The 21,220-nt window shown below is 59.0% G+C and carries 15 protein-coding genes and 1 tRNA gene; 9 read left to right on the forward strand and 7 right to left on the reverse strand.

Annotation, left to right across the window (positions count from 1 at the left end; translation table 11 throughout):
• Positions 1-10: 10 nt before the first annotated feature.
• The gene (locus HMPREF3158_RS07310) at positions 11-508 is read right to left on the reverse strand and encodes a universal stress protein (RefSeq protein ID WP_061925158.1); all 498 of its coding nucleotides are present in this window, start codon (positions 506-508) and stop codon (positions 11-13) included.
• 59 nt (positions 509-567) lie between these two features.
• Between HMPREF3158_RS07310 and HMPREF3158_RS07315 the strand changes: the two genes are divergently transcribed.
• From HMPREF3158_RS07315 to HMPREF3158_RS07345, 7 genes are all read left to right on the forward strand, one after another.
• Entirely contained in the window at positions 568-1,737 is a 1,170-nt protein-coding gene (locus tag HMPREF3158_RS07315; protein ID WP_246816194.1) for a glycoside hydrolase family 3 N-terminal domain-containing protein, read from the forward strand.
• 58 nt (positions 1,738-1,795) lie between these two features.
• Complete coding sequence (locus tag HMPREF3158_RS07320) at positions 1,796-3,481, forward strand: VanW family protein (protein ID WP_210386634.1); 1,686 nt, start codon at positions 1,796-1,798, stop codon at positions 3,479-3,481.
• A gap of 3 nt (positions 3,482-3,484) precedes the next feature.
• The gene (locus tag HMPREF3158_RS07325) at positions 3,485-5,266 is read left to right on the forward strand and encodes an ABC transporter ATP-binding protein (RefSeq protein WP_070497904.1); all 1,782 of its coding nucleotides are present in this window, start codon (positions 3,485-3,487) and stop codon (positions 5,264-5,266) included.
• A 639-nt stretch (positions 5,267-5,905) separates the two neighbouring features.
• Positions 5,906-7,381 (forward strand): SpaH/EbpB family LPXTG-anchored major pilin, encoded by a 1,476-nt coding sequence (locus tag HMPREF3158_RS07330; RefSeq protein WP_070497906.1) that lies wholly within the window; start codon positions 5,906-5,908, stop codon positions 7,379-7,381.
• A 193-nt stretch (positions 7,382-7,574) separates the two neighbouring features.
• Positions 7,575-8,483, forward strand: coding sequence for a class C sortase (locus HMPREF3158_RS07335; RefSeq protein WP_070497908.1), 909 nt, complete (start codon positions 7,575-7,577; stop codon positions 8,481-8,483).
• Between the two features lie 4 nt (positions 8,484-8,487).
• Positions 8,488-9,330 carry an isopeptide-forming domain-containing protein gene (locus HMPREF3158_RS07340; protein ID WP_070497910.1) on the forward strand — a complete coding sequence of 281 codons (843 nt, stop codon included), beginning with the start codon at positions 8,488-8,490 and terminating at the stop codon, positions 9,328-9,330.
• A complete protein-coding gene (locus HMPREF3158_RS07345) occupies positions 9,330-12,830 on the forward strand; it encodes a prealbumin-like fold domain-containing protein (RefSeq protein ID WP_070497912.1) in 3,501 nt (1,166 codons plus the stop codon). Before HMPREF3158_RS07340 ends, HMPREF3158_RS07345 begins: the two co-directional genes overlap by 1 nt.
• 82 nt (positions 12,831-12,912) lie before the next feature.
• Here HMPREF3158_RS07345 and HMPREF3158_RS07350 read toward each other — a convergent pair whose 3' ends face one another.
• Together HMPREF3158_RS07350 and HMPREF3158_RS07360 are read right to left on the reverse strand one after the other, a co-directional pair.
• A complete protein-coding gene (locus HMPREF3158_RS07350; RefSeq protein WP_070497914.1) occupies positions 12,913-13,845 on the reverse strand; it encodes a class C sortase in 933 nt (310 codons plus the stop codon).
• A gap of 347 nt (positions 13,846-14,192) precedes the next feature.
• Positions 14,193-14,266 (reverse strand) — tRNA-Gly (locus tag HMPREF3158_RS07360).
• Between the two features lie 87 nt (positions 14,267-14,353).
• Between HMPREF3158_RS07360 and dcd the strand changes: the two genes are divergently transcribed.
• Together dcd and HMPREF3158_RS07370 are read left to right on the forward strand one after the other, a co-directional pair.
• Entirely contained in the window at positions 14,354-14,926 is a 573-nt protein-coding gene (gene dcd, locus HMPREF3158_RS07365; protein ID WP_062036915.1) for a dCTP deaminase, read from the forward strand.
• A 53-nt stretch (positions 14,927-14,979) separates the two neighbouring features.
• Complete coding sequence (locus tag HMPREF3158_RS07370; RefSeq protein WP_070432263.1) at positions 14,980-16,302, forward strand: UDP-glucose dehydrogenase family protein; 1,323 nt, start codon at positions 14,980-14,982, stop codon at positions 16,300-16,302.
• Here HMPREF3158_RS07370 and HMPREF3158_RS07375 read toward each other — a convergent pair.
• From HMPREF3158_RS07375 to HMPREF3158_RS07390, 4 genes are all read right to left on the reverse strand, one after another.
• Positions 16,299-17,597, reverse strand: a complete 1,299-nt coding sequence (locus tag HMPREF3158_RS07375; protein ID WP_083281207.1) for a YibE/F family protein — start codon at positions 17,595-17,597, stop codon at positions 16,299-16,301. The two genes, HMPREF3158_RS07370 and HMPREF3158_RS07375, sit on opposite strands and share 4 nt — an antisense overlap.
• Positions 17,598-17,691: 94 nt before the next feature.
• The gene (locus HMPREF3158_RS07380; protein ID WP_061924969.1) at positions 17,692-18,921 is read right to left on the reverse strand and encodes a pyridoxal phosphate-dependent aminotransferase; all 1,230 of its coding nucleotides are present in this window, start codon (positions 18,919-18,921) and stop codon (positions 17,692-17,694) included.
• A gap of 44 nt (positions 18,922-18,965) precedes the next feature.
• The gene (locus HMPREF3158_RS07385; RefSeq protein ID WP_246815570.1) at positions 18,966-19,610 is read right to left on the reverse strand and encodes a DUF1707 SHOCT-like domain-containing protein; all 645 of its coding nucleotides are present in this window, start codon (positions 19,608-19,610) and stop codon (positions 18,966-18,968) included.
• 48 nt (positions 19,611-19,658) lie between these two features.
• A complete protein-coding gene (locus HMPREF3158_RS07390) occupies positions 19,659-21,023 on the reverse strand; it encodes a cation:proton antiporter (protein ID WP_083291055.1) in 1,365 nt (454 codons plus the stop codon).
• Positions 21,024-21,220 lie beyond the last annotated feature (197 nt).

A 21,220-nucleotide genomic window follows, 5' to 3' on the forward strand; every position in this document is an offset into this window, starting at 1 on the left:
TGCTAGAAATTTAGCTATCTTCTTCCTCCGCGTCGTCGTCCAACTCGGGCGGAACAATAAAGACCGGAAGGCCAGCGTTACGCACGATGTGCTCGGCCGTGGAGTTGGTCCACCAGCCGCGGAAGCCACTGAGAGCGCGGGTGCCGGTGACGATGATATCGACGTCGAGTTCTTGCGCGGCGTCGACAATAGCGGAGGCAATCGTGGTCACCGACTCCACCAAGTGGGCGCGGCCGGAAAGGCCCAGGTTTTCTGCAACCTCGACTCCTTGCCTACAAATCCGCAGCGCTTCCTCATAGGCCGGATCATCTTCCACCGCTTCCGGCGCCACCGTGGACTGGTGCATGCCAGTACGGCTGACCGCACGCGCTGCCTGACGGGCCATCGGCTCCCACGCCGTCAAAATCTCGACGTGGCGCGGGCGCAGCAGGCGGGCTGCGTGCTCCATCGCGCGGGCTGCCCGAGTGGAGCCGTCGTAAGCAATTAACATCGTCTCACCGTTACTCATGGATGCCATACTAACCCCCTCCGCGGGCATATCGCTGGGAATCGTGCACACTGGAAGACATGGAACTTTCCCCGTCCCCGATGTTCTCGGCCCGCACTGCGGCTACCGCTGTCCTCACGCTTGGGCTTGGTTTTGGCCTGGCTTCCTGCGATAGCGAGCAGCCGGAAAGTACGCAGGAGCCCGCGGCGTCGAGCTCGGCGCCTGGTGCGGCGTCGGCAAGCGCGGCACCGAGTACAACCCCCAGCGAGGAAGTGCCTGTGCCCGTGGACCGCCGCCAGCTGGCCGCATCGGTGCTCATGCCGCCCGCGGTGAACTACGACGACGCGCTGGCCAAACTGCAGGCCGGCGCCGGCGGAATCTTCATCCCCAGCTGGGCAGACCCGGCGCTGCTCAGCGAGCCAGGACGCGACATTAACGCCCTGCGTGCGGCAGTGGGCCGCGATTTCCAAGTCTCCATTGATTTCGAAGGCGGGCGTGTACAGCGCTTTTCCGAAATCCTCGGCGAGCATCCCGCGCCTGCGCAGATGGCCGCCGAGCATAGCCCAGAAGAGGTCGAGCAGATGGGGGCCGAGATCGGGCGCGTACTGAAAGAACATGGCATCAACGTGGACTTCGCGCCGGTTCTCGACGTCGATGGTGGCGAACTCGAAGTAGTAGGCGACCGTTCCTTTTCCACCGACCCCAAGCTGGCCGGCGAGTACGGCGCGGCTTTTGCCCGCGGCCTGGAATCGGCGGGAGTAAAGGCTGTGTTCAAGCACTTCCCAGGTCACGGCCGCGCTTCCGGTGACACCCATCTCGGCGAGGCTGTGACTCCGCCGCTGGAGGAGCTTTACGGCCACGAGTTTGTGCCTTTCCAGGAGGCGATCCCGGCGGCTCCTGCGGCGGGACTCATGATGGGGCACCTCGTTGTGCCGGGGTTGGGCGACGGGCAAACCCCCGCCTCCATCAATCCCGCGGCATACCAGCTTGCGCGCGAGCAGCTGCACTATGGCGGGCCTATCTACACCGATGACATCGGCGGCATGGCCTCTATCGCAGACACCATGAACGTCCCGCAGGCGGTGGTGGCTGCGCTGGCTAGCGGCGCGGATATGCCACTGTGGTCCACGGATGCTGAATTCCCCGCGGCTGTCGATGCGGTGGCCGCAGCACTCGATGACGGCACGCTCACCGATGTGCAGCTGCAAGCCTCCGCCCAACGGCTTACGGGTGGAAAATTGCCCGAATAGTAAGAGCTGATCAGGACCTTACTAGGAAAGTTTCAGCTTGAACGATAGTCTTTAAGGCGTGAAAAAGGCAGTAGGAAAGCAAACTGGCAAAGGCTGGCACATCACACTCGGTGTGATTGTCGGCCTTCTCCTCATCGCAGGCATCGCCTATGGGTGGGATGTAGTTGCGAATCAGGGCAAGGTCCCGCGCGCGACGTCGGTTGGCGGCGTCGACATTTCCGGAATGGAGCGCACCGCAGCGGTTGAAAAGCTGGAGCGGGAGCTTGGCGACGTCGAGACCAAGCCTGTCTCGGTCACCTCTGGAGAAAAGTCATCCCAGCTGGTGCCGAATGAATCCGGCTTATTTTTGAACTATCAAAAGGCCGTGGACGGTATCCCTGATGCTTCCTATAATCCGTTTAGCCGCCTGTACAGCTTCGTGAAATCCACCAAGGAAATCCCGGTGACCGTGGACGTTGATGCAGCGGCTTTGGACAGCAATTTGGAACGGGTAAAGAAGGAACTTTCCTTCGAGCCGAAGGACGGCATGCTGGAGCTAAACAACGGCGGTCTGAAGGCAACTAAGCCGGTCCTTGGCCAGACCGTGGATGATGCGGATCTGAAGAAGTCGGTGAAGGAGAACTGGTTGGACCCAGCCGGCGTTGAGGTGGCTCCTGTTGTTGTGGAGCCGGCGATTAACGACGACGCGATTGAAGCAATGCGCACCGGTGACGTCGCGAAGGCTTTGGATAACCCGCTGACCTTGAACGGTGAGAACAATGTCTCCGGCACGCTGCGCAAGGATGAGATCGCGCAGTTTGTTTCCATCGAGGCAAAAGACGGCAAGCTGGAACTGAAGGTGGATACCCCGAAGGCGCAGCAGTTGTTTGAAGAGCACATGGATGGCTCGCAGGTGCCAGGCCAGAATGCCAAGATTTCCTTCAGCGGCAGCAAGATGAACGTGACTCCTTCGGTCGATGGCTCGATTATCGACTGGGAGAAGACCATGAAGGATTTCGACAAGCGCGTTAAGGGCGACGAGCGCACCTGGGATGCGGACTACAAGCCGGATCCGGCGGAGTACACCACGGAAATGGCGGAGAAGGCAACCTTCAACGACACTGTTTCTGAGTTTTCTACCGGTGGCTTTTCGGGCGCTTCGGGTGAGAACATCCGCCGCGTGGCGGAGGAAGTAAACGGCGCTGTTGTCAGCCCGGGCGAGACTTTCTCTCTTAACGGCTACACCGGCCCGCGCGGTACTGCGCAGGGCTATGTGGAATCCGGCATCATTATTGATGGCCACTCCGGTACTGCAGTGGGCGGCGGCATCTCGCAGTTCGCCACCACGTTGTACAACGCTGCCTATTTCGCCGGTATGGAAGACGTAGCGCACACGCCCCACTCCTATTACATCTCCCGCTACCCGGCGGGTCGCGAGGCTACCGTCTACGAGGGTGCTATCGACCTGCAGTTTAAGAACACGACCAATACCCCAATCCGCATCGAGACCGACTTTGGCGGCGGCAAGATTGCGGTCCGTTTCAAGGGCACGAAGACTTACGACGTCGAGTCCGTCAACAACGGCCGTTGGGCCACCACCCAGCCAACCCGTATGTCGGTGGGTGAGGATTGCTCGCCGTCGTCAGGCGCGCCGGGCTTTACTACCTCGGATACCCGCATTATTAAGGACCTCTCCGGCCGCGAGATTTCGCGCGAAACCACCACCACGGTCTACGACCCGCAGCCCATCGTCTCCTGCGGTTAGGTCATGGCTCGGCCGATGCACACCGCGGTGAAGGACCCGGCGGACGTCGATCAGCTGGCCCAGCACCCGATTGCCTTTCGCCGCGTGGCCGGCCTTTTCGCAGCCCACCGCGGCACGCTGCTTGTGGTGGTAGCGCTCATCATCGCGACCTCTGGGCTGACGGTGGTGCAGCCTTTCTTGGTGCGCCGCACCGTGGATGAGGCCATTCCCAACCACGACACCGCACTGCTTCTGTGGTTGGTTGGCGGCATGCTGGCCATCACCGTGGTCTCCCAAGCCATTGGCGTTATCCAGTCCTTTTTATCCGCGCGGGTGGGGCACACCATCATGCACGAGCTGCGCACGCAGGTCTTTGCCAACCTGCAGCGCCAGTCGCTGCAGTTCTTTACCAATAACCGCGGCGGTGAGATTCAGTCGCGCCTGACCAATGACATCGCGGCGATGCGCGGCATGGTGACCACCACCGCGACGTCCGTGGCTAGCAACCTCACCATGACGGTGGCCACGTTGGTGGCGATGGTGGCGCTCTCACCAACTCTCTCGCTGTTGTCCCTGGTGGTGCTGCCACCCGCCGTGTGGCTCACCCGCCGCGCCGCCGTTCTGCGCCGCAGCCTCATGGAGAAAAACAGCCGTGCGCAGGCGACGTTGCAGCAGACCATTTCGGAAAACCTCTCTGTCTCCGGCATGCGTCTGGCGGCCACGCTGGGCGCGCAGGAGCGCGTCTATGACGGGTTTGAGAAGACCTCCCGCTCCCTCATCCGCTTAGAGCTGGAGTCCCAGCTGGCCGGGCGCTGGCGCATGGCGCTGACCCAGATCATTTTCGGGGTTATGCCGGCGCTGATTTACCTGGTTGCTGGCCTGCGCCCGGGGATCACGATTGGCACGCTCATCGCCTTTTCTACCCTGCAGACTCAGATATTCCGCCCCATTACTGGCCTGCTCAACGTGGGCGCGCAGTGGGTGGCGTCGATGGCGCTGTTCAGCCGCATCTTCGAGTACCTGGACCTGGAGCCCGAACTCAAGGAGGCCACCGAGCCCGCCCAGCTTGCCGACGCCTCCCTCACCCTTAGCCACGTTTCCTACCGCTACCCCGGCACCAACACCGACGCGCTTTCCGACGTCTCCCTTTCCATCCCCGCCCACACCACCACCGCACTTGTGGGGCATACCGGGTCCGGCAAATCCACGGTGGCCGCGCTCCTGGCGCGCTTGGCCGACCCAACGGAAGGCGCCGTGCTCTTAGGTGGGGTAGACCTGCGTGACATTCCTGCCGAGCAGCGCGCGGAGGTCATCGGCGTGGTCTCCCAAGAGACCTACCTCATTCATGGCACGGTGCGCGAGAACCTCCTCTTCGCGCAGCCGGATGCCAGCGAGGAACAGATGTGGGCGGCGCTTAACGCCGCCCGCGTGGATGAGGTCATCGCTGCGCTTCCCGAGGGACTCGATACTCTCGTAGGCTCGCGTGGCTACCGCTTCTCCGGCGGTGAGCAGCAGCGCCTCTCGCTCGCGCGCACGCTGCTGCGCCAACCCCAGGTGCTCATTCTGGATGAGGCCACCTCCGCCCTCGACAACGAGACGGAGCGCGCCATCCAGGAGGCAGTGCTTGGCGCGGATGCTACCCGCTTGGTCATCGCCCACCGCCTGTCCACTATCCGCGATGCCGACCAGATCATCGTCCTCGACGCTGGCCGCGTGGTCGAGCGCGGCACCCACGCCGAGCTGCTTGCGTGCGGCGGTGCCTATGCGGCGCTTCTTCGTGCTGTCGACGAGGCTCAGAGTACGTAGAGAGCTCTTGTCAGGAATCTTAACGCTATTAACTCTTTGGTACGTGGGCTGTTGAAGGCTGAGAATCTAAATGAGTTCAGGGTACCTTGAGCGCTCTTGGTGACGCTTCCTTTTATGGGTCATCAAAGGGGATGTTCTACCTGGTGGTATTGGCAGCATATATGGTTCGTTTCGTCGTCGTTGGAAGGTGCTCTCTGGGAAGCTACTCTCCTGCGTGAAGCTTGCATTCTATGTAACGGGTGTAAAATCGAGCAGGCTTACCCCCTTAAAGGGGCAATGTGTTCAGTTTCACACAAAACTAGATGACGTCTCGAAAGCATTAGTTGAACTGCAGAAGGAGTCTTCACGTTTGGGTGGACCGTGCGGATTCTTGAGAAGTTTAGCCGGTTTTGCGGGGGAGGAGCTTTAGTCGGGGACTTTGCCCAACACGCTGGGGTAGAATCTAGTTATGTAATCCACAGGCTATCGTTAGTTAAGGTTGGGGCCTGCGTAGACGTTTCCACCTGAAAACTACTCTCGGCAGGCGAAAGATTCTTAGCAACGAGTCAGGTCATGGTGCGTGAACCGTGGGGAATGGATTGCACACAGCCAATGAGGCGCGGTGCCTCATTTCAGAACTCGTGTAAAGGACCAGTTTCCGTGAACAAGATCTCTCGTACCGCTCGTTCGGTTACTTTCGCTGCCGTCGTTGGCCTCTCTATGGGTATCTCCGCTCCGGGGGCCCTGGCGCAAGACGGTGCTGTCGATGCACAGCCTGCTGCTGAGCAGGGCGCCGTGAACAAGGCAAACATCAATTTCAACCAAAAGGGCTCTATCACCCTCTTCAAGAAGAAGGGTGCTGAGTCTGGTACTGAGGCTACCGGTAAGGAAATGGCAGGCGTTCCGGGTAAGGCTCTGTCTGGCGTGACCTACAAGATCACCAAGCTCGATTACGACCTGCAGAAGGATGATTGGGCGGCGTTCCCGAAGTCGGCTGCTGACGTCAAGGACGACAAGAAGACTGCGAAAACCAAGGAAGAAACCACCGACACTGATGGCAAGGCAGCTTTCACTGATCTGCCTTTGGGCATCTACTTGGTAGAGGAAACTAACGCTCCGGACGGCATCGTTGCCGGTGCTCCGTTCATCGTGTCGGTGCCGATGGTTAACGAGGCATCGGATGCCTGGAACTACGACGTCATCGCGTACCCGAAGAACACGGAAACCACGACCAAGAAGACTGTCAAGGATGCAGATCAGAACATCCAGGACGCGTACACCTACACCATCAACGCGGATGCTCCGACCTGGGGTGCGGGTAAGAGCCTGACCGCCTTCCGCTTCGAGGATCGGCTGGACCAGCGTTTGGACTTCCAGAAGGTCACCCAGGTCAAGGCTGGAGAGACCGCTCTGGGTGCCGGTGACTACGAGGTCAACAATCCGGCTGAGAACGGAAACAAGCTCGTCGTTAAGCTGACCGACCAGGGCCTTGCCAAGGTTAAGTCCGGTGACAAGATGTCTCTGACCTTCGAGGTCAAGCGCAAGGAGGTTGGCAACACCACTGAGTTGACGAACCAGGCTGATGTCATCTTCAATAACCCGAACACCGGCAAGGAAGTCAAGAACAAGACCAACGAGGTCGTGACCTACCACGGCAAGCTCAAGGTTGTTAAGAAGGACGGCAAGGAGGACGGTAAGGTCCTGGAAGGTGCTGAGTTCGAGCTATACCAGTGCACCTCGGCCTCCGACCTGGGTTCCAAGATCAAGATTGGTAACGCAGAGAATTGGACCACCGGCGCTGACGGTACCTTCACTATCGATGGCCTGCATGTCACTGACTTCGCAGACAACGCACAGGTCACTGACGCGAAGAAGTTCTGCCTGAAGGAGACCAAGGCTCCGGCTGGCTACGCCAAGCTGGACAAGCCGGTGGAGATCAACTTCACCCGCAAGGACATCGCAGCTACCGGAGAAGGTGACGACGCGGTGACTCTGGTTGCTAACGTTGACAACGTCAAGCAGGATACCCCGAACCTGCCGATGACCGGTGGTGCCGGTGTTGGCATCCTAGCCGCCATTGGCGCAGCGATTGTTGCTGCTGGTGCTTGGTTCGCTCGTCGCACCGCACGTAACTAATAGCCGGGCATAGTTCCGGTGGTGCAGACCATCCATGATGGTCTGCACTGGGGGTCGGGTAACCAAAGTAGGGTGCTCGACCCAGTTAGGGGACTGGGCTAGGCATAGATTGCAGTCCCCTTCTTTCTCTCTCGTTGTTATCCCGGTCGCGCGGTGTTTGCGCGTGGGACATTGATTTGGGTGGTGCGGGTCGTTGACTTCGGTGTTAGACCAAGATTCGAGCCGGCGGCACAGGCGCCGTGGAGGCTTAGTTCTTCCGGCGGTAGTCGTTGTCGTCGGGTTGTTGGTGATGCTGTACCCAGTGGTCTCGACCGCATGGAACAATTGGAATGCCTCAAGGGTGGCGCAGGAATATGCGCGACTGGATAAAGCGACACCGGCGCAAGTGCAGGATTCGGTTTGGGATGCTGCGCATGCATACAACGAGGAGCATACGTCGGGTCCGATTCTGGATCCGTGGCTGAACCGTATCGGGGTGGACAATCCCGACTATGAGGCTTATCTGAAGCAGTTGGGCGAGAACGAAGCGATGGCTCGCCTCGTGTTCCCAGCGGTAGACGTTGATTTACCGGTGTTTCACGGCACCGCGGATAAGACACTGCAGCGTGGATTGGGGCATTTGTATGGCTCTGATTTGCCGGTAGGCGGACCAGGAACCCACTCCGTCATCACGGGGCACACCGGTCTGGCGAATTCGACGATGTTTGATCACCTCGACTCTGCCATCGAGGGAGATGTGTTCTACATCCAGGTTGCTGGCCACAAATTGAAGTATGTGGTTGACAACATTCAAGTGGTGCTGCCGAGTGAGGTTGATGGCCTGCGGCCAGTCGCCGATCAGGATTACGTCACGCTGATTACCTGCACCCCGTACGGGATCAACACACATCGCTTGTTGGTACGTGGCCATCAGGTTCCTATGGAGCCGGGGGAGGAGTCGGTATTTGATGGCTCCCACGGCCCGGGTTGGCAATGGTGGATGTACGCACTGTTGGCTGCTGTGATTGTCATTGGTTGCTGGCTGGTGTGGTGGCTGCGTCGCCAGAAGGCGGCTACCGGGGTGCAAGAAGTTATTAATAAGGAAAGTAGCGTGCGGGAGTAAGGCGATGAAGAGGTTGACAAATACATGGTCGGCCCGAATGGTTGCCGTCGGAGTAGCGTGTGCAATCGCGTTCGCGGGGCCGGGCATGGTTGCTGCGGAAGCGGTGCAGGTTGCCGGGCAACAGACTACTGGTGCGGAACGCACCGTAGATACGGATACAGTGACTGTTCGGCTTACGCAGGGCAATCCCGACGACGATGGGCAGGCACCTTCGGGAAAGATTCAGGGAGTCACGATACATCTGGCCCGGCTCGCCGGCCTAGATCCAAACAACGCTGACGATGTAGCACGCGTGCAAGACGCGGGTCTGGCCGAGGTTCGTGAATGGCGTACCGACGTGCACGTGGACCAGGTCACCGATGCCAATGGAGAAGTGACCTTTGACGGTCTAGCGGATGGCTTCTACGTAGTGACGTCGTCGGCGCCAGATAACTCCTACCGGGAGATCAACCCATTTGTGGTAGCGGTTCCATTCCACACTGTGGCGGACAATCCGAAACCAGTGCCAGGAGTAATTGTGGCCAAGACTCACAAACCGGGTGAAACACCAACGCCGCCCACGACGCCGACTACTCCGCCGTCGCATCCGAATACGCCGCAAACAACTCCAAACTATCCACCGACTAAGCCTGGGAATCCGCCACACCAACCCGAGACAACACCGTCGAGTACTCCAGGTGCAGGTAAGACCTCCACTCCGGCAGCTCCGTCGGGGAATGGTGGCTCATTGGCGATGACCGGTGCACAGGTACTCGGTGTGGTTGCCGCAGCGATGGTGTTGATCGCCACTGGTTTCGTGATGATTGCCTTTAGCCGTAGGAAGAATTCAGAAAGCGAGGGACGCTAATGTCCTGGACAGATTCTCATCCGATTGAGCCGGTAGTGTACCGCTGGCGCGTTGTCGGGGCGTTTGTTGTGGCGCTGGCCCTAGTTTTCAGCGTCGCTGCGCCGGCTGCTCTTCCAGGTATCGTTGGCGCTGTCGCCGAAGCACAAACCACGGCGTTGCGTGCCGAGCTTGATTCCGCAGACCAGTTGAGCATTCCCGCTGGCGACACCGCTACATTTGAAGGCCACTTCGTCGATGGCGGAACGGTGGAGGAGCTGGAGTTCAATGCCAAAGCTTCGCAGCTTGAATTCGAAGGCGCGGCATTTACGCTGACAATCGACGGTGAGGAGATCCCCGTTCGCGAAGGTGACAACCTCGTTGTAGACACGACGAGCAATGCAGTAGTTTTCCGCGTCACCGGACTCAACGCCGATGTACCCGAAGGTGCAGCTTTCTCTTTGAAGACCCCGGCGGTCGCAGAGGAATCCGAGCTGAGCGGAATGTCCGTTGATGCGCGTGGTGTAGCCGAGGAAAACGCTAGTGCTTCTGCAAATGAAGAGAGCGAAGCTTCGGAAGCGCCCGCGGAGGACGGTGAGCCGCTGGAGGTTTCTGACGTTGACTCGGCCCCAGCACGCCTGATGGCGGCACCGAACATTACTCCATACGCTGCCGGTGACCACACCATCACTATGCAGAACGATGGATATGTGCTCAAGGGAACCCGTTATATTCCGAACTTCAAGATCCCATCTGCTGAGCTTCCAACAGGCAGAATGACCATTCCGAATGGCACGGTGGTTACTCTAAAGTCCAATGTCAACAGCTACCTTTCGACGAGCCCTGACGATCTTACGGTCTATTACACCGGTGCTAATGGCGGCTGGTACGAGGCCAAGGCAACCTACAAGAAAATCAGCGCTAAGGAATATCAAGTCACCCTCCCACAGATCACTATCGGCGGTAACGCACAGATCCAGTTCAAGGGTGTTCATCGTGGACCGGATACTACGGTGTTTACAGCCTCTTTTACCGTGCCAGAGCCGGAACAGTGTAAAGAGGACACAAAAAAAGTAGCTAGGCAACCAAGGCGTGATCTGACTGACGAGGAGTATACCGACGGTAGCCCAGTCTATGTCGTAACCAGTGAACCAAAGGATCTTCGCCGAGATACTTCTGTCCTAAGCCGGCAAGTAAATCACGGCCGAGATTTCCGCCCGGTGGGGGAAAAGTCACCGTGGGTATACAATGCGCTGGCATTCAATTCAAATGATAATTGGCTCTATGCCGTGAGCCAGAAGCGTGGCCTGAACGGTGATCCGTGTTACCCTGCCGGAAACCTTCTTCAGATCAATCCCGCCACGGGTGAGGTGCATAATCTTGGTCCGATTCTCGCACCAGGAAGCAGTGGCACGCCATTCGAGAGCGAAGGCGACCGAGACTTCCTTAACGCGGGAGTTTATACCAGTGAGGGGTTCTTCGTAGGCAACGCTTCGACGTCCGGTACTCGCCATCTCTACAAGATTGATCCTGACAAGCTAACTGCTGATCGCACTTTGCGCAGCGCGGAGTCCTTCGCTGAAGACTGGGCCGTGCTCCCCCAAGCCCAGAAGTACATGTGGGGCTTCCAAAGTACGGCAAAGGCGGGCAATAGTCTCATCCTTGAGCGAATTGATACACAGACTGGCGCAATCCAGACTTGGGATCTCACTAAAAAGCTCAAAACGTTGGATGGGCGCACGATTTCTAATCCCTCGGCTTCTTGGGGCAAGGCATGGACCTATTCCAACGGTAACCTCGGATTTGGCTCAGGCAGTAAAGACGCAAACCAGCTGGGCTTCGAGCTAAAGATCACCAATCCAGATTCCGGAAGTCCGAAGTTCGAGCTGGTCAACATCATGGATAACTTGCCGGCCTCCTTCAACACGGATGCCGCTTCCGACCTCTTGCCGCCACCGTCGATACTACGATCAAACCTTGCGGTGAAGAAGCAACGCTCAGAGACCAAGGTGGTGAACGGCGAGGTACGGACATTCTGGACCATCTCCGTGGAAAACACCACGGATAACACCAGTTCGGGTGGCACATTCTGGGAGTACCTGCCAACGGATACACACTATGGTGTGAATGCCACGGGCCCTACTGCGAAATTTGAGGGATTTGGAGAAGGATCTACCGAGGTCAACGGTCATAAGCCAGGTCCTGACCAGATTGCGCCGGGAACCGGTATCTATGCAGGCATGACTGTCCCGTCCGGAGCGGACGGTGAGTCCCGATACATGAAGGGCTATGTTGGTACACTTCCAGGACACGCGAAGGTAGAGTATGTCGTCTCTGCGCCGGTGCGAACGGATAAATACGGCAACCTCAAGACGGTGTGTAGCCCGAACAAAGTGGCTTTCCAAGCCACTGATGGTGAGGCCGGTAGCGACAACGTTGCTACTGAAGCCTGCTTCAGCAAGGTTGCTGTCGACAGTGCACCGCAACCTGTTCCTGGTGCGGCGAATGAATATACCGCGAAGTACAACGTCGTAGTAGCCGCCCCGGATGCTCCCGGCTTCGACACCAATGAGGTGATCTACGGAAAGCTGACGGATACCCCGAAGTTCGTTGGTGCCGCCACGGTTACTGGGGCCACTGTGGTCTTCAAGGACGAGTTCAACAAGACCAGCCAGCCGCAGTCGTACCAGGGGGCCGGTCCGTATGAACTCAACAAGAACGACACTCCAAAGATCATTAAGCCCAAGGGCGTCAATGGAAGCTCCGGGCAGCACGTCTACGAGGTGACGGTGCGCTTCAAGCTGGATCGAACCAAATTGAATAGCACATCCGTCCCTGCCGGGTACCCGAGTCAGCCTGCCGGTAACTCCCGCTGCTACACCAAGGATGGCCTACATGAACCCAACTTTGGCCTCATGAACGAGGCAGAGATGGGCGGTTGGAAAGACACCTCTTGTATCCCGCTGGAGACCAAGCAGATGGATGTCCTGCTTGAAAAGGTTAGCTATGATCCAGCCGCGCCGGACAAGATTCAAACCGACGAGTTGCTCGACGGCGCGCAGTTCACCGTCCACCGTGGTGACGCTGACGGCAACTTGAAGCTCAACGCGGATGGCACCGTCAATACTGATGCTAACCCCGTAGTGAAGCAGTCCACGACCACCACCACAGGCCGCGTCAAGCTCGAAGGCTTGGACGCCCCTGGCGTGTATTACCTCATCGAGACCAAGGCGCCGAAAGGCTACAACCTGCTGCCCGCGCCGATCAAGTTCTCGACGGAGTGGGATCAGAATGGCAATGCAGTCATCAAGGTGCTCTCCGGAAAGACTGCGATCACCAGTAATAGGTGCGCTGAGTCCGACACCGCTGCCAATTGCGTGAAGAAGATCGGCGTCCTTCAGGTCGCTGACATCACCAAGGGCGCACTGCCCAAGACCGGTGGTGAGGGCGTGGGCCTGTGGGCTCTCGCCGGTGCCGCTATCGTCGCGGCAGGGTGCCTCGCTTTGCGACGTCGCCGGGTATAGAACCAGCGCTTGCGGCTACTTTTAGATGAGGCCCGCTCTTCTAACCAGGGAAGGGCGGGCCTTATTGCATGTTCATTGTCGGTTAGGACTCTTGCGGGTCGTCGTCAAGCGCGGTGTCCTTGGCGTTGCTGACATATTTGCGCCACCAGTAGATGAGCAGAAGCACGATGATGGCAGCGGCAGCCAGGATGGCCCACATCCACCACTGCCAGTGAATACCAGAGCTGTTGAATGCGGCCTCGTCTTCCGGATCCATTGGCACTCGGTGGCCGGTGACGAGCAAGCGGTGGGTATTTACACCGTAGGGGGTGCAGGTAATGAGCGTAACGAGGTCCTGGCCTGGCTCACGGTGGAGCAAGCTGGTGTCCGCAGGCTCGACGACCCGAATATCGTGTACCTCGTATTTGAGCTTCTCGCCGCCGGCGGCGATGTAGAAAGCATCACCTTTCTTGACCTTGGTGAGGTTGTCCCACAGCGTGGCATTCTGTAGACCCGTGTGAGCAGAGAGCGCTGCGTGCCTGCCCTCGCCGTTCCCCACGCCACCGACAGGTAGGTCCGTGCCGTAGAGGTGGCCAGCGCCGCGGGAGAGTGCTTTTTCTGAGGTGCCGTGATAAATGGGCAGATCGGAATCAATAGAGGGGATGACGATGCGACCCATGGCATCGGTCTCCGACAGCACAGACAGGTATTGGCGGTAGCGCTGGTACTCGGGAGAGTTCTCGTCATCGGTGGTGGTCCAAGCGTCTTCCACACTGATTTGGCCCAGCTGGGCGTTGTAGGCCTGTGCCTCCTCCCAGGCGGTGTGCAGTACTTCTGGCGGGGCTTGCTTCTCCAGCTTGGCGTATTCCTCGGCGGCGCGGGATTGGGTGTGGTTGTTCCACTGCGTGGCCACGACGGGGTAGAGCAAGACACCGAGACCGACGAGGATCAGAATTAACGCAATGATGGCGTTGGGGTTGACGACGCCCTTCTTCTTGGGTGCGTCGCTGATTTCCGCTGGTTCGTGCTTGCCCATTGTGTCCTGCCTGTGTGGGGGTCTGTTGCCGCGCGTCCTAGGGGTTGACGTGGGGTACATAACGTGAGTGTTAGAACCTCAGACTAGATCGGAGAGAATCCGAAACTGTGCCTAGTCGCCGATAACGAAGCACAGGGCTTCATACCGATTTAGAGTGGCCTCATCGATGGCTAAGTTTTGATCGACCGCGCACAGTTCGCGGAGTTCATCGATTGTGCGGGGCGCAAGCTCTTGGAGTAGATGCTCACACTCAGCGCGAAGATCCGCTGTGGTTTTGGGCGTGAAGATAGGGGCTGTCATGGTCCATCCTGTAAGTATGAAATTAGTCCATGAAATGGGAAAATAAGTGGAGCCGACGACGGGAATCGAACCCGCGCCAGCAGCTTGGGAAGCTGCAGTTCTACCATTAAACTACGTCGGCGCAATGCATCTTGTGCATCGTCGTAAAGCTTAGCACCGCCGCCGCCTAAGGCCATAAAAGGCCCAGTGGGGAGGTAGACTATCAACCGTGCTTCTTTCTGATCGTGATATCCGTGCCGCCATTTCCGCTGATGCTCCCGAGCGTTTGAGCATCGACCCTTTCGACGCCGAGATGGTCCAGCCTTCCTCCATCGATGTGCGCTTGGACAAGTTCTTCCGCGTGTTTAATAACTCGCGCTATACGCATATTGACCCCAAGCAGGAGATGCCGGACCTCACCAGTGAGGTGGAGGTGGCCGAGGGTGATGCCTTCGTCCTACACCCCGGCGAGTTCGTGCTGGGCGCCACGCTGGAAAAGTTCACCTTGCCGGCCAACCTGGCAGGCCGCTTGGAGGGCAAGTCCTCCCTGGGTCGCCTAGGCTTGCTGACGCACTCCACGGCAGGCTTCATCGATCCGGGCTTCTCCGGACATATCACACTCGAGCTGTCCAACACCGCTAACCTGCCCATTTCGCTGTGGCCCGGGATGAAGGTGGGCCAGTTGGCTATCTTTAAGATGTCTTCGCCGGCGGAGGCTCCGTATGGTTCCGGCGCGCTGGGCTCGAAGTACCAGGGCCAGCGTGGACCGACGCCGTCGAAGTCCTATCTGAACTTCCGTTAAACTTTTCGTTCTCGCCGCGCGCTTCAGGTCAACCGCGCCTAAAATTCCCGGTTATGCGTATGACTGTGATTGGTACCGGCTACCTAGGTGCGACTCACGCCGCCTGTATGGCGGAGCTCGGCCACGAGGTACTCGGTGTAGATGTTGATGAAAGCAAGATTGAAGCTCTCAAGAACGGCCGCGTGCCGTTCTACGAGCCCGGCCTGCCGGAGGTACTCGAGCGCAACATCGAGGCCGGCCGCCTAGATTTTTCCACCAGCTATGACGACGCCGCGGAGTTCGCCAACGTGCACTTCCTCGGCGTTGGCACCCCGCAGGCCCACGGCTCCTACGCCGCGGATCTCACCTACGTGAAGTCTGTCATCACGGAGCTCGTACCGCGCCTCAAAGGCGAGCACGTCATCTTTGGTAAGTCCACCGTTCCCGTGGGAACTGCGGCGGAGCTGCAGGAGATGGCGAATGAGTTGGCCCAGGAGGGCAGCCACGTGGAAATCGCGTGGAACCCAGAGTTTCTGCGCGAGGGCTATGCAGTAAAGGACACCATCGCTCCAGACCGCATCGTTTTGGGCGTGCGGGGCGGGCAGTCCCGCGGCGAGGCTGTAGCCCGTGAAGTCTATGCCAAGCCGTTGGCGCAGGATACGCCGTTTATTGTGACTGACCTGCAGACTGCCGAGCTGGTCAAGGTCTCTGCGAATGCGTTTCTGGCCACCAAGATTTCTTTCATCAACGCCGTGTCTGAGATCTGCGAGATTGCGGGCGCGGACGTCGTAAAGCTTGCCGATGCTATCGGTTACGACGAGCGCATCGGCCGTAAGTTCTTGGGCGCAGGTCTGGGCTTCGGCGGTGGCTGCCTGCCGAAGGATATTCGTGCATTCATGGCACGTGCCGGCGAGTTGGGTGCGGACCAAGCGCTGACCTTCCTGCGTGAGGTCGATGCCATCAATATGCGTCGCCGTGACCGCACCGTGGACATGGCTAAAGAGGCCTTCCAGGGTTCGCTGTTAGGCCACCGCGTGACAGTTCTGGGATGCGCTTTCAAACCGAACTCTGACGACGTTCGCGATTCGCCAGCGCTGTCCGTGGCGGGTTCTTTGTCCTTGGCTGGCGCTGCGGTTACCGTCTATGACCCAGAGGGCATGGAAAACGCCCGCAAGGTGTTTCCTACGTTGAACTACGCCGCTGACTGTGAGGAAGCTCTGCGCGAGAGCGAGCTGGTTATTCTCGCCACCGAATGGCAAGAATTCCGCCAGCTGGACCCCGCCGAAGTGGCGGAGCTGGTCACCAACAAACACATCATCGACGGCCGCAACGTCCTCGACGTTGAGGCGTGGAAGCAGGCCGGCTGGACCATCGAGGCGCTGGGCCGCAGCCTCTAGCGAACGGACAGGGCGCTATTAGTAGCGTCAGGTTCGGGACCCGCCTCACGCTGCGGGATGGTCAGCGCTGCGATGAGAGTGGTGATGGGCACTGCTAGGGTCAGTGCCATTGCACCCACGGCGGAGCGCAGGAGCTCGGTGGCTACGAGGTCGCTGGAAAGAATCTGGCCCGCCGGGCGCTGAGCTGCTGTAATCAGCATGAGCAGCGGCACTGACGCGCCGGTATATGTGAGGACGATGGTGTAGACCATGGAAGCGATATGGTCGCGGCCGACCTTCATGGCGGACTTGAACAGCTCCGCAGGGCCTGCTTCGGGGTTGAGCTCATTGAGCTCGCGGACGGTGGAGGCCTGCGCGATGGAGATATCGTTGAGGCTGCCCAGCGCGCCGATGATGAATCCGCAGAGCAGGACACCCACGATGGAAACTCCGGGCATGTAGAGCAGGAGCTTGAGGTTGTCTTCGGAGCTAAGTCCCTGCAGGCTCGTTGAGTTGATAGTGGAGCTGGCCAGGAAAGCCGCCAGCAGCAGGGCGATGAGTGCACCGCCCAAAGCAGAGGCGGACTTCCAGTTGAACCCGTGCACGAGTGGTACAACGATGAAGATGATGGCGGCGCTGGTTACCAATGCCAAGCCCAAGGGGTTTGTGCCCTCGACGAGAGCGGGAAGCAAGTAGAAGAATACGATTGCGAGCGAAATTGCCAGGCCAATGAGCGAGCGCAATCCGTGCCATGCCGCGAAAGCAATGATGACGATAGCGGCGATGATGGCCCAGAGGACGAGGTTGCCGCTGCGTTGATAATCGGCGAAGGCATAGTCTACGTCCCCGTTGGGGCCGGTGGCCTCGGAGAGCAGGATCTTGTCACCCTCCTGCAAGTCTGGGTCACCCGCGACGCCAAAGTGCACCAGCTGGGTCATCTTGCCTGCGTTGTCCCCGGAGGTGATATCGATGAGGGAGCGGGTGCAATCGCCACCTGGCTCCGCCGGAATGAGTGGTGGCTTGTCGAAGGCCTTGCCGGTCTGATCCGACTGGCAGATGGCGTGGTCGACAGTCTTGACCGTGCCCTCGGCCTGCGGGTGGTTCAGAGCGTAAGTCTGCGAGAACTCTGCGCTCGTGTGATCTACCGGAGAAGTGGTAGGGCGCAGGAAAATAGCGCCGATGATGGTTACAAGGACGGCCAGCGCAAGCCCGATAAGCAGCGCGAGACGCCACGGGTTTTGGTTCGTCGCTAAATAAAGGCGGCCTCCACTAGGAAAGGAGACCACCGGCTTGGAAGCCGTCGTGTGTTTGCCCATGCAGCTTATTGTGAACGATTGTCAGTTCAAATGGCAACTGCGCACAAAAATTGCAAACAAATACGAGGCCTTTCACTTAGAAAGGCGGCTTGAGCTACTGGCGGTAGCTGGCCAGGAAGTTGCCGAGGCGCTCGATAGCGTTTTCCAGCTGGGAAGCCCACGGCAGGGTAACCACGCGGAAGTGGTCCGGGTTTGGCCAGTTAAAACCAGTGCCCTGGACCATCAGGATCTTCTCCGAGCGCAGGATATCCAGCATCAGCTTGGAATCGTCGTGAATCTCGTAGACATTCGGATCCAAGCGTGGGAAGCAGTACAAAGCACCCATCGGCTTGGTGACGGAAACGCCCGGGATCTCGTTGAGCTTCTCGTAGGCCACGTTGCGCTGCTTGAGCAGGCGACCGCCCTCGCCCGTGAGCCCGTAGATGGACTGTCGTCCGCCGAGAGCTACCTGGATTGCGTGCTGTGCCGGAACGTTCGGGCACAGGCGGGTGCCCGCCAGTAGGTCGAGACCCTCGATGAAGCCGCGTGCATGGCTCTTCGGGCCGGTCAGAACCATCCAACCAGCGCGGTAACCAGCCACGCGATAAGCCTTGGAAAGACCGTTGAAGGTAATCGTCAGCAGATCCGGAGCGAGGGACGCGATCGAGATGTGCTTCGCGCCGTCGTAAAGAATGCGATCGTAAATCTCATCCGCCAAAATTAGCAGGTTGTACTCACGCGCTACGTCTACAATGCGCTGCAGAACCTCGCGGGAGTAGACGGCGCCCGTTGGGTTATTCGGGTTGATGACCACGATGGCCTTAGTCTTTTCTGTGACCTTCGCGCGGATATCCTCGATCGAAGGATTCCAGTCATCCTCCTCATCACACAGGTAGTGCACCGGCGTACCGCCCGCTAGGGAGGTGGCGGCAGTCCACAAAGGGTAATCGGGGGCTGGGATGAGTACCTCGTCGCCGTCGTTAAGCAGCGCCTGCGTGGTCATGGTGATGAGCTCAGAAACACCATTGCCCAAGTAGACATCGTTGACGTCGAAGTGCGGGAAATCCTCCAGCTCGTAGCGGGTGACAATCGCGCGGCGCGCCGGAATGATTCCCTTCGATGTGGAATAGCCCTGGGAAGTCGGCAGCGCTGCGATCATGTCGCGCATGATGACGTCCGGGGCATCGAAACCGAATACGGCAGGATTGCCGGTGTTCAGCTTGAGGATGCTATGGCCGTCTAGCTCCATGCGCTCCGCCTCCGCAGAGACCTCACCACGGATGTCATACGCGACGCCTTGAAGCTTGGTGGATTGGTCAAAAATGCGGTTGTTCGGTGTAGTCATGGAAAATATTCTGCCACTTACAGGCTATTAAGGTCTCAACTAGACTACTTTTTGTTCCATTGCTCAAGCTTGCGCTTGGCCAGATTCATGGCCTCGCTGGTCAGCTCACCTGCTTGGCGGCGCCTCTCCGCCCACTGCGCTTGCTCCAAAGCCTTCTGCTGGGCGCGCTCTTGGGCCGTTAGTTGCAAAAGCTCGCGGCGGTGCTGGCGCTCAATCTTGCGCGGGGAGGGCCGGTGCCAGGACTCTGGGCCGATTTTGGCGACGTAGAGCATAATCCACAGCGCTGGGATGAGGAACAGTGCGCCCACGCCGCTGAGGAGAGCAATCGTGCCGGCGGTTTCGGAAACGACGAAGCAGGTGGTGGCGGCGAAGGTTAAGGCCATCGAGCCAATCAGCGCGGTGGCCAGGCGCGGCTTTTTGCTGGACTGATAGGCACGCTCGACCTCGCCACGGGAATAGACCTTGATTTCGGTGGAAGATACGGCTGGAATATCGGCAAACAGCGGCACGAGTTCGCGGCGCGTGTTCGCGCGCATGACGTCGTCAGAGCGCTCCTCGAATTCCTCCATGCTGAGCCTGCCCTCGCCGACGGCGCGGGCGAGATCGTTGATGGCGTCGGTCTTCTCTGCGTCGGATAGGCGCATCGAATTCGCGGGATCAAAAGGGGAGGCTCCGAAGCTATGCGTCATGGTTTTACTATAGGAAAACCGGAGGACACATGCGTATGCTGCTAGCGATCATTCCTTCTCGGCGCCTTCTTGTAAAGTGCCCTCTCGGCCCTCTTGCTTGGCGTCATCGATGGCGTCGTCAAGCGCTGCTTCGGAGTCCTCTTCTTCTTTCTTGGACTCGGCGGCTTTCGCCTTGGACTGCTCGTTTTCTTCCTTGCCCTTAACGAGGCTGGACAGGAGAGGGAAGATGGCGACGGTCAGTGCGCCACCGGCGACGAAGATGGAGGAGGTCTCCTCGTCCACGATGCCGGAGCTGACTGCGATGGTCATGACAGCGACGATGATCGGTAGACCCGTTGCTGCGTAGAGGGCCACCTGGAGACGCTCGCGGGTGGTCTCGATGTCGGACCCTGTGTGGTGGATGTTCTCGCGCAGGAAAACGGGCAGGCCACGGGTGACGAGAATGAGGGCGGGGATGCCAAGCACTTTGAGCGGGTTGTTGACGATGACGTGCCAGTCGATGGACATGCCGGAGACCACGAAGAAGACCGGAATCAGCATGGAATAGAAGACAACGTCGAGGCGGTTCTCGAGCCCCTTATGGAACTCGTCGGGGATGATGCGGTTGAGGATGATGCCTGCTGCGAATGCGCCGAGGACGATGTCGAGCTCGAAGACCGAGGTGACGGCCATCAGGATGGCCAGGATGAGGATGATAAGGCGCAGGATGGTCTGGTTCGTGGAGCCAGCGCCGGAAAGGAATGCGGTCTTGAGCCACGGCACTGCGACGATGAGCGCGCGCGGCATGACAGCGACGCCGACGGCGATGACGATGAACGCCAGCAGGATGAGCATGGTGCCTAGCGTGGAGCGGGTTCCCAGCAGGAGAGCCATGGCGGTGATGGGAGCGACCTCGCCGATGGCGCCGTGAATCATGACCGAGTCGCCGACTTTGGTGCCGATGAGTTTGTCCTGCTTGAGCATCGGCGTAATCGTGCCGAGCGCGGTGGAGGTCAGTGCGATTGCCATGACGATGGCACTAGGGATGTCATGCAGCAGGAAATATGCGCCGGCCAGACATGCGACGAGACAGATAAGCCACGTGGAGAAACCGGTGATGGCTTCCTTGGACTTGAGGGTAGAGATTTCGATCTCGAAGCCGGCTAGCAGGAACAATGCGCCGACGCCTAGCTCTTTGACCATGCCGATACCGGGGTCCTCGTGGGCGAGGTCGAGCATCGAGGGGCCGATGATCATGCCGAAGATGATGAGCAGGGCCACGGCGGGCATTTTGTTCTTGAGCATGTAGGAGACCAACGGGGCCAGAAGAGCGGCGGCCATGATCCATGCAAAGGAGACGAGGGAGGGGGTGTAGTCAGCTTCCCCAGATGCGAGCACCAATGTGTCGGCGGCGCTTAACGCGTCGAAAATCATGTGAACAGCGTACGCGGCGAGTACCCCGACTGCCTATTCATCCAGCAAGTTTGGTTTATCCGTCGCTTATTTGTGGCCCACTTGTGGCTAACTTGTAATGCAAAAGGTCTTGCCCGGGCTCCGTTGTTTCGCGTTTCTCCGTCTCCCCGCAATAGCCCAGACCTGGAACCCCACACCTGGATACTCAGACCTCCAGG

It is taken from the genome of Corynebacterium sp. HMSC06G04, from assembly GCF_001807365.1.
GTDB classification, from domain to species: domain Bacteria; phylum Actinomycetota; class Actinomycetes; order Mycobacteriales; family Mycobacteriaceae; genus Corynebacterium; species Corynebacterium simulans.

Coding starts and splice junctions, on each gene's coding strand:
- HMPREF3158_RS07310 (WP_061925158.1), bottom strand. CDS start 508: ATGAGTAACGGTGAGACGATGTTAATTGCTTACGACGGCTCCACTCGG.
- HMPREF3158_RS07315 (WP_246816194.1), top strand. CDS start 568: ATGGAACTTTCCCCGTCCCCGATGTTCTCGGCCCGCACTGCGGCTACC.
- HMPREF3158_RS07325 (WP_070497904.1), top strand. CDS start 3,485: ATGGCTCGGCCGATGCACACCGCGGTGAAGGACCCGGCGGACGTCGAT.
- HMPREF3158_RS07340 (WP_070497910.1), top strand. CDS start 8,488: ATGAAGAGGTTGACAAATACATGGTCGGCCCGAATGGTTGCCGTCGGA.
- HMPREF3158_RS07345 (WP_070497912.1), top strand. CDS start 9,330: ATGTCCTGGACAGATTCTCATCCGATTGAGCCGGTAGTGTACCGCTGG.
- HMPREF3158_RS07350 (WP_070497914.1), bottom strand. CDS start 13,845: ATGGGCAAGCACGAACCAGCGGAAATCAGCGACGCACCCAAGAAGAAG.
- HMPREF3158_RS07370 (WP_070432263.1), top strand. CDS start 14,980: ATGCGTATGACTGTGATTGGTACCGGCTACCTAGGTGCGACTCACGCC.
- HMPREF3158_RS07375 (WP_083281207.1), bottom strand. CDS start 17,597: ATGGGCAAACACACGACGGCTTCCAAGCCGGTGGTCTCCTTTCCTAGT.
- HMPREF3158_RS07380 (WP_061924969.1), bottom strand. CDS start 18,921: ATGACTACACCGAACAACCGCATTTTTGACCAATCCACCAAGCTTCAA.
- HMPREF3158_RS07385 (WP_246815570.1), bottom strand. CDS start 19,610: ATGACGCATAGCTTCGGAGCCTCCCCTTTTGATCCCGCGAATTCGATG.
- HMPREF3158_RS07390 (WP_083291055.1), bottom strand. CDS start 21,023: ATGATTTTCGACGCGTTAAGCGCCGCCGACACATTGGTGCTCGCATCT.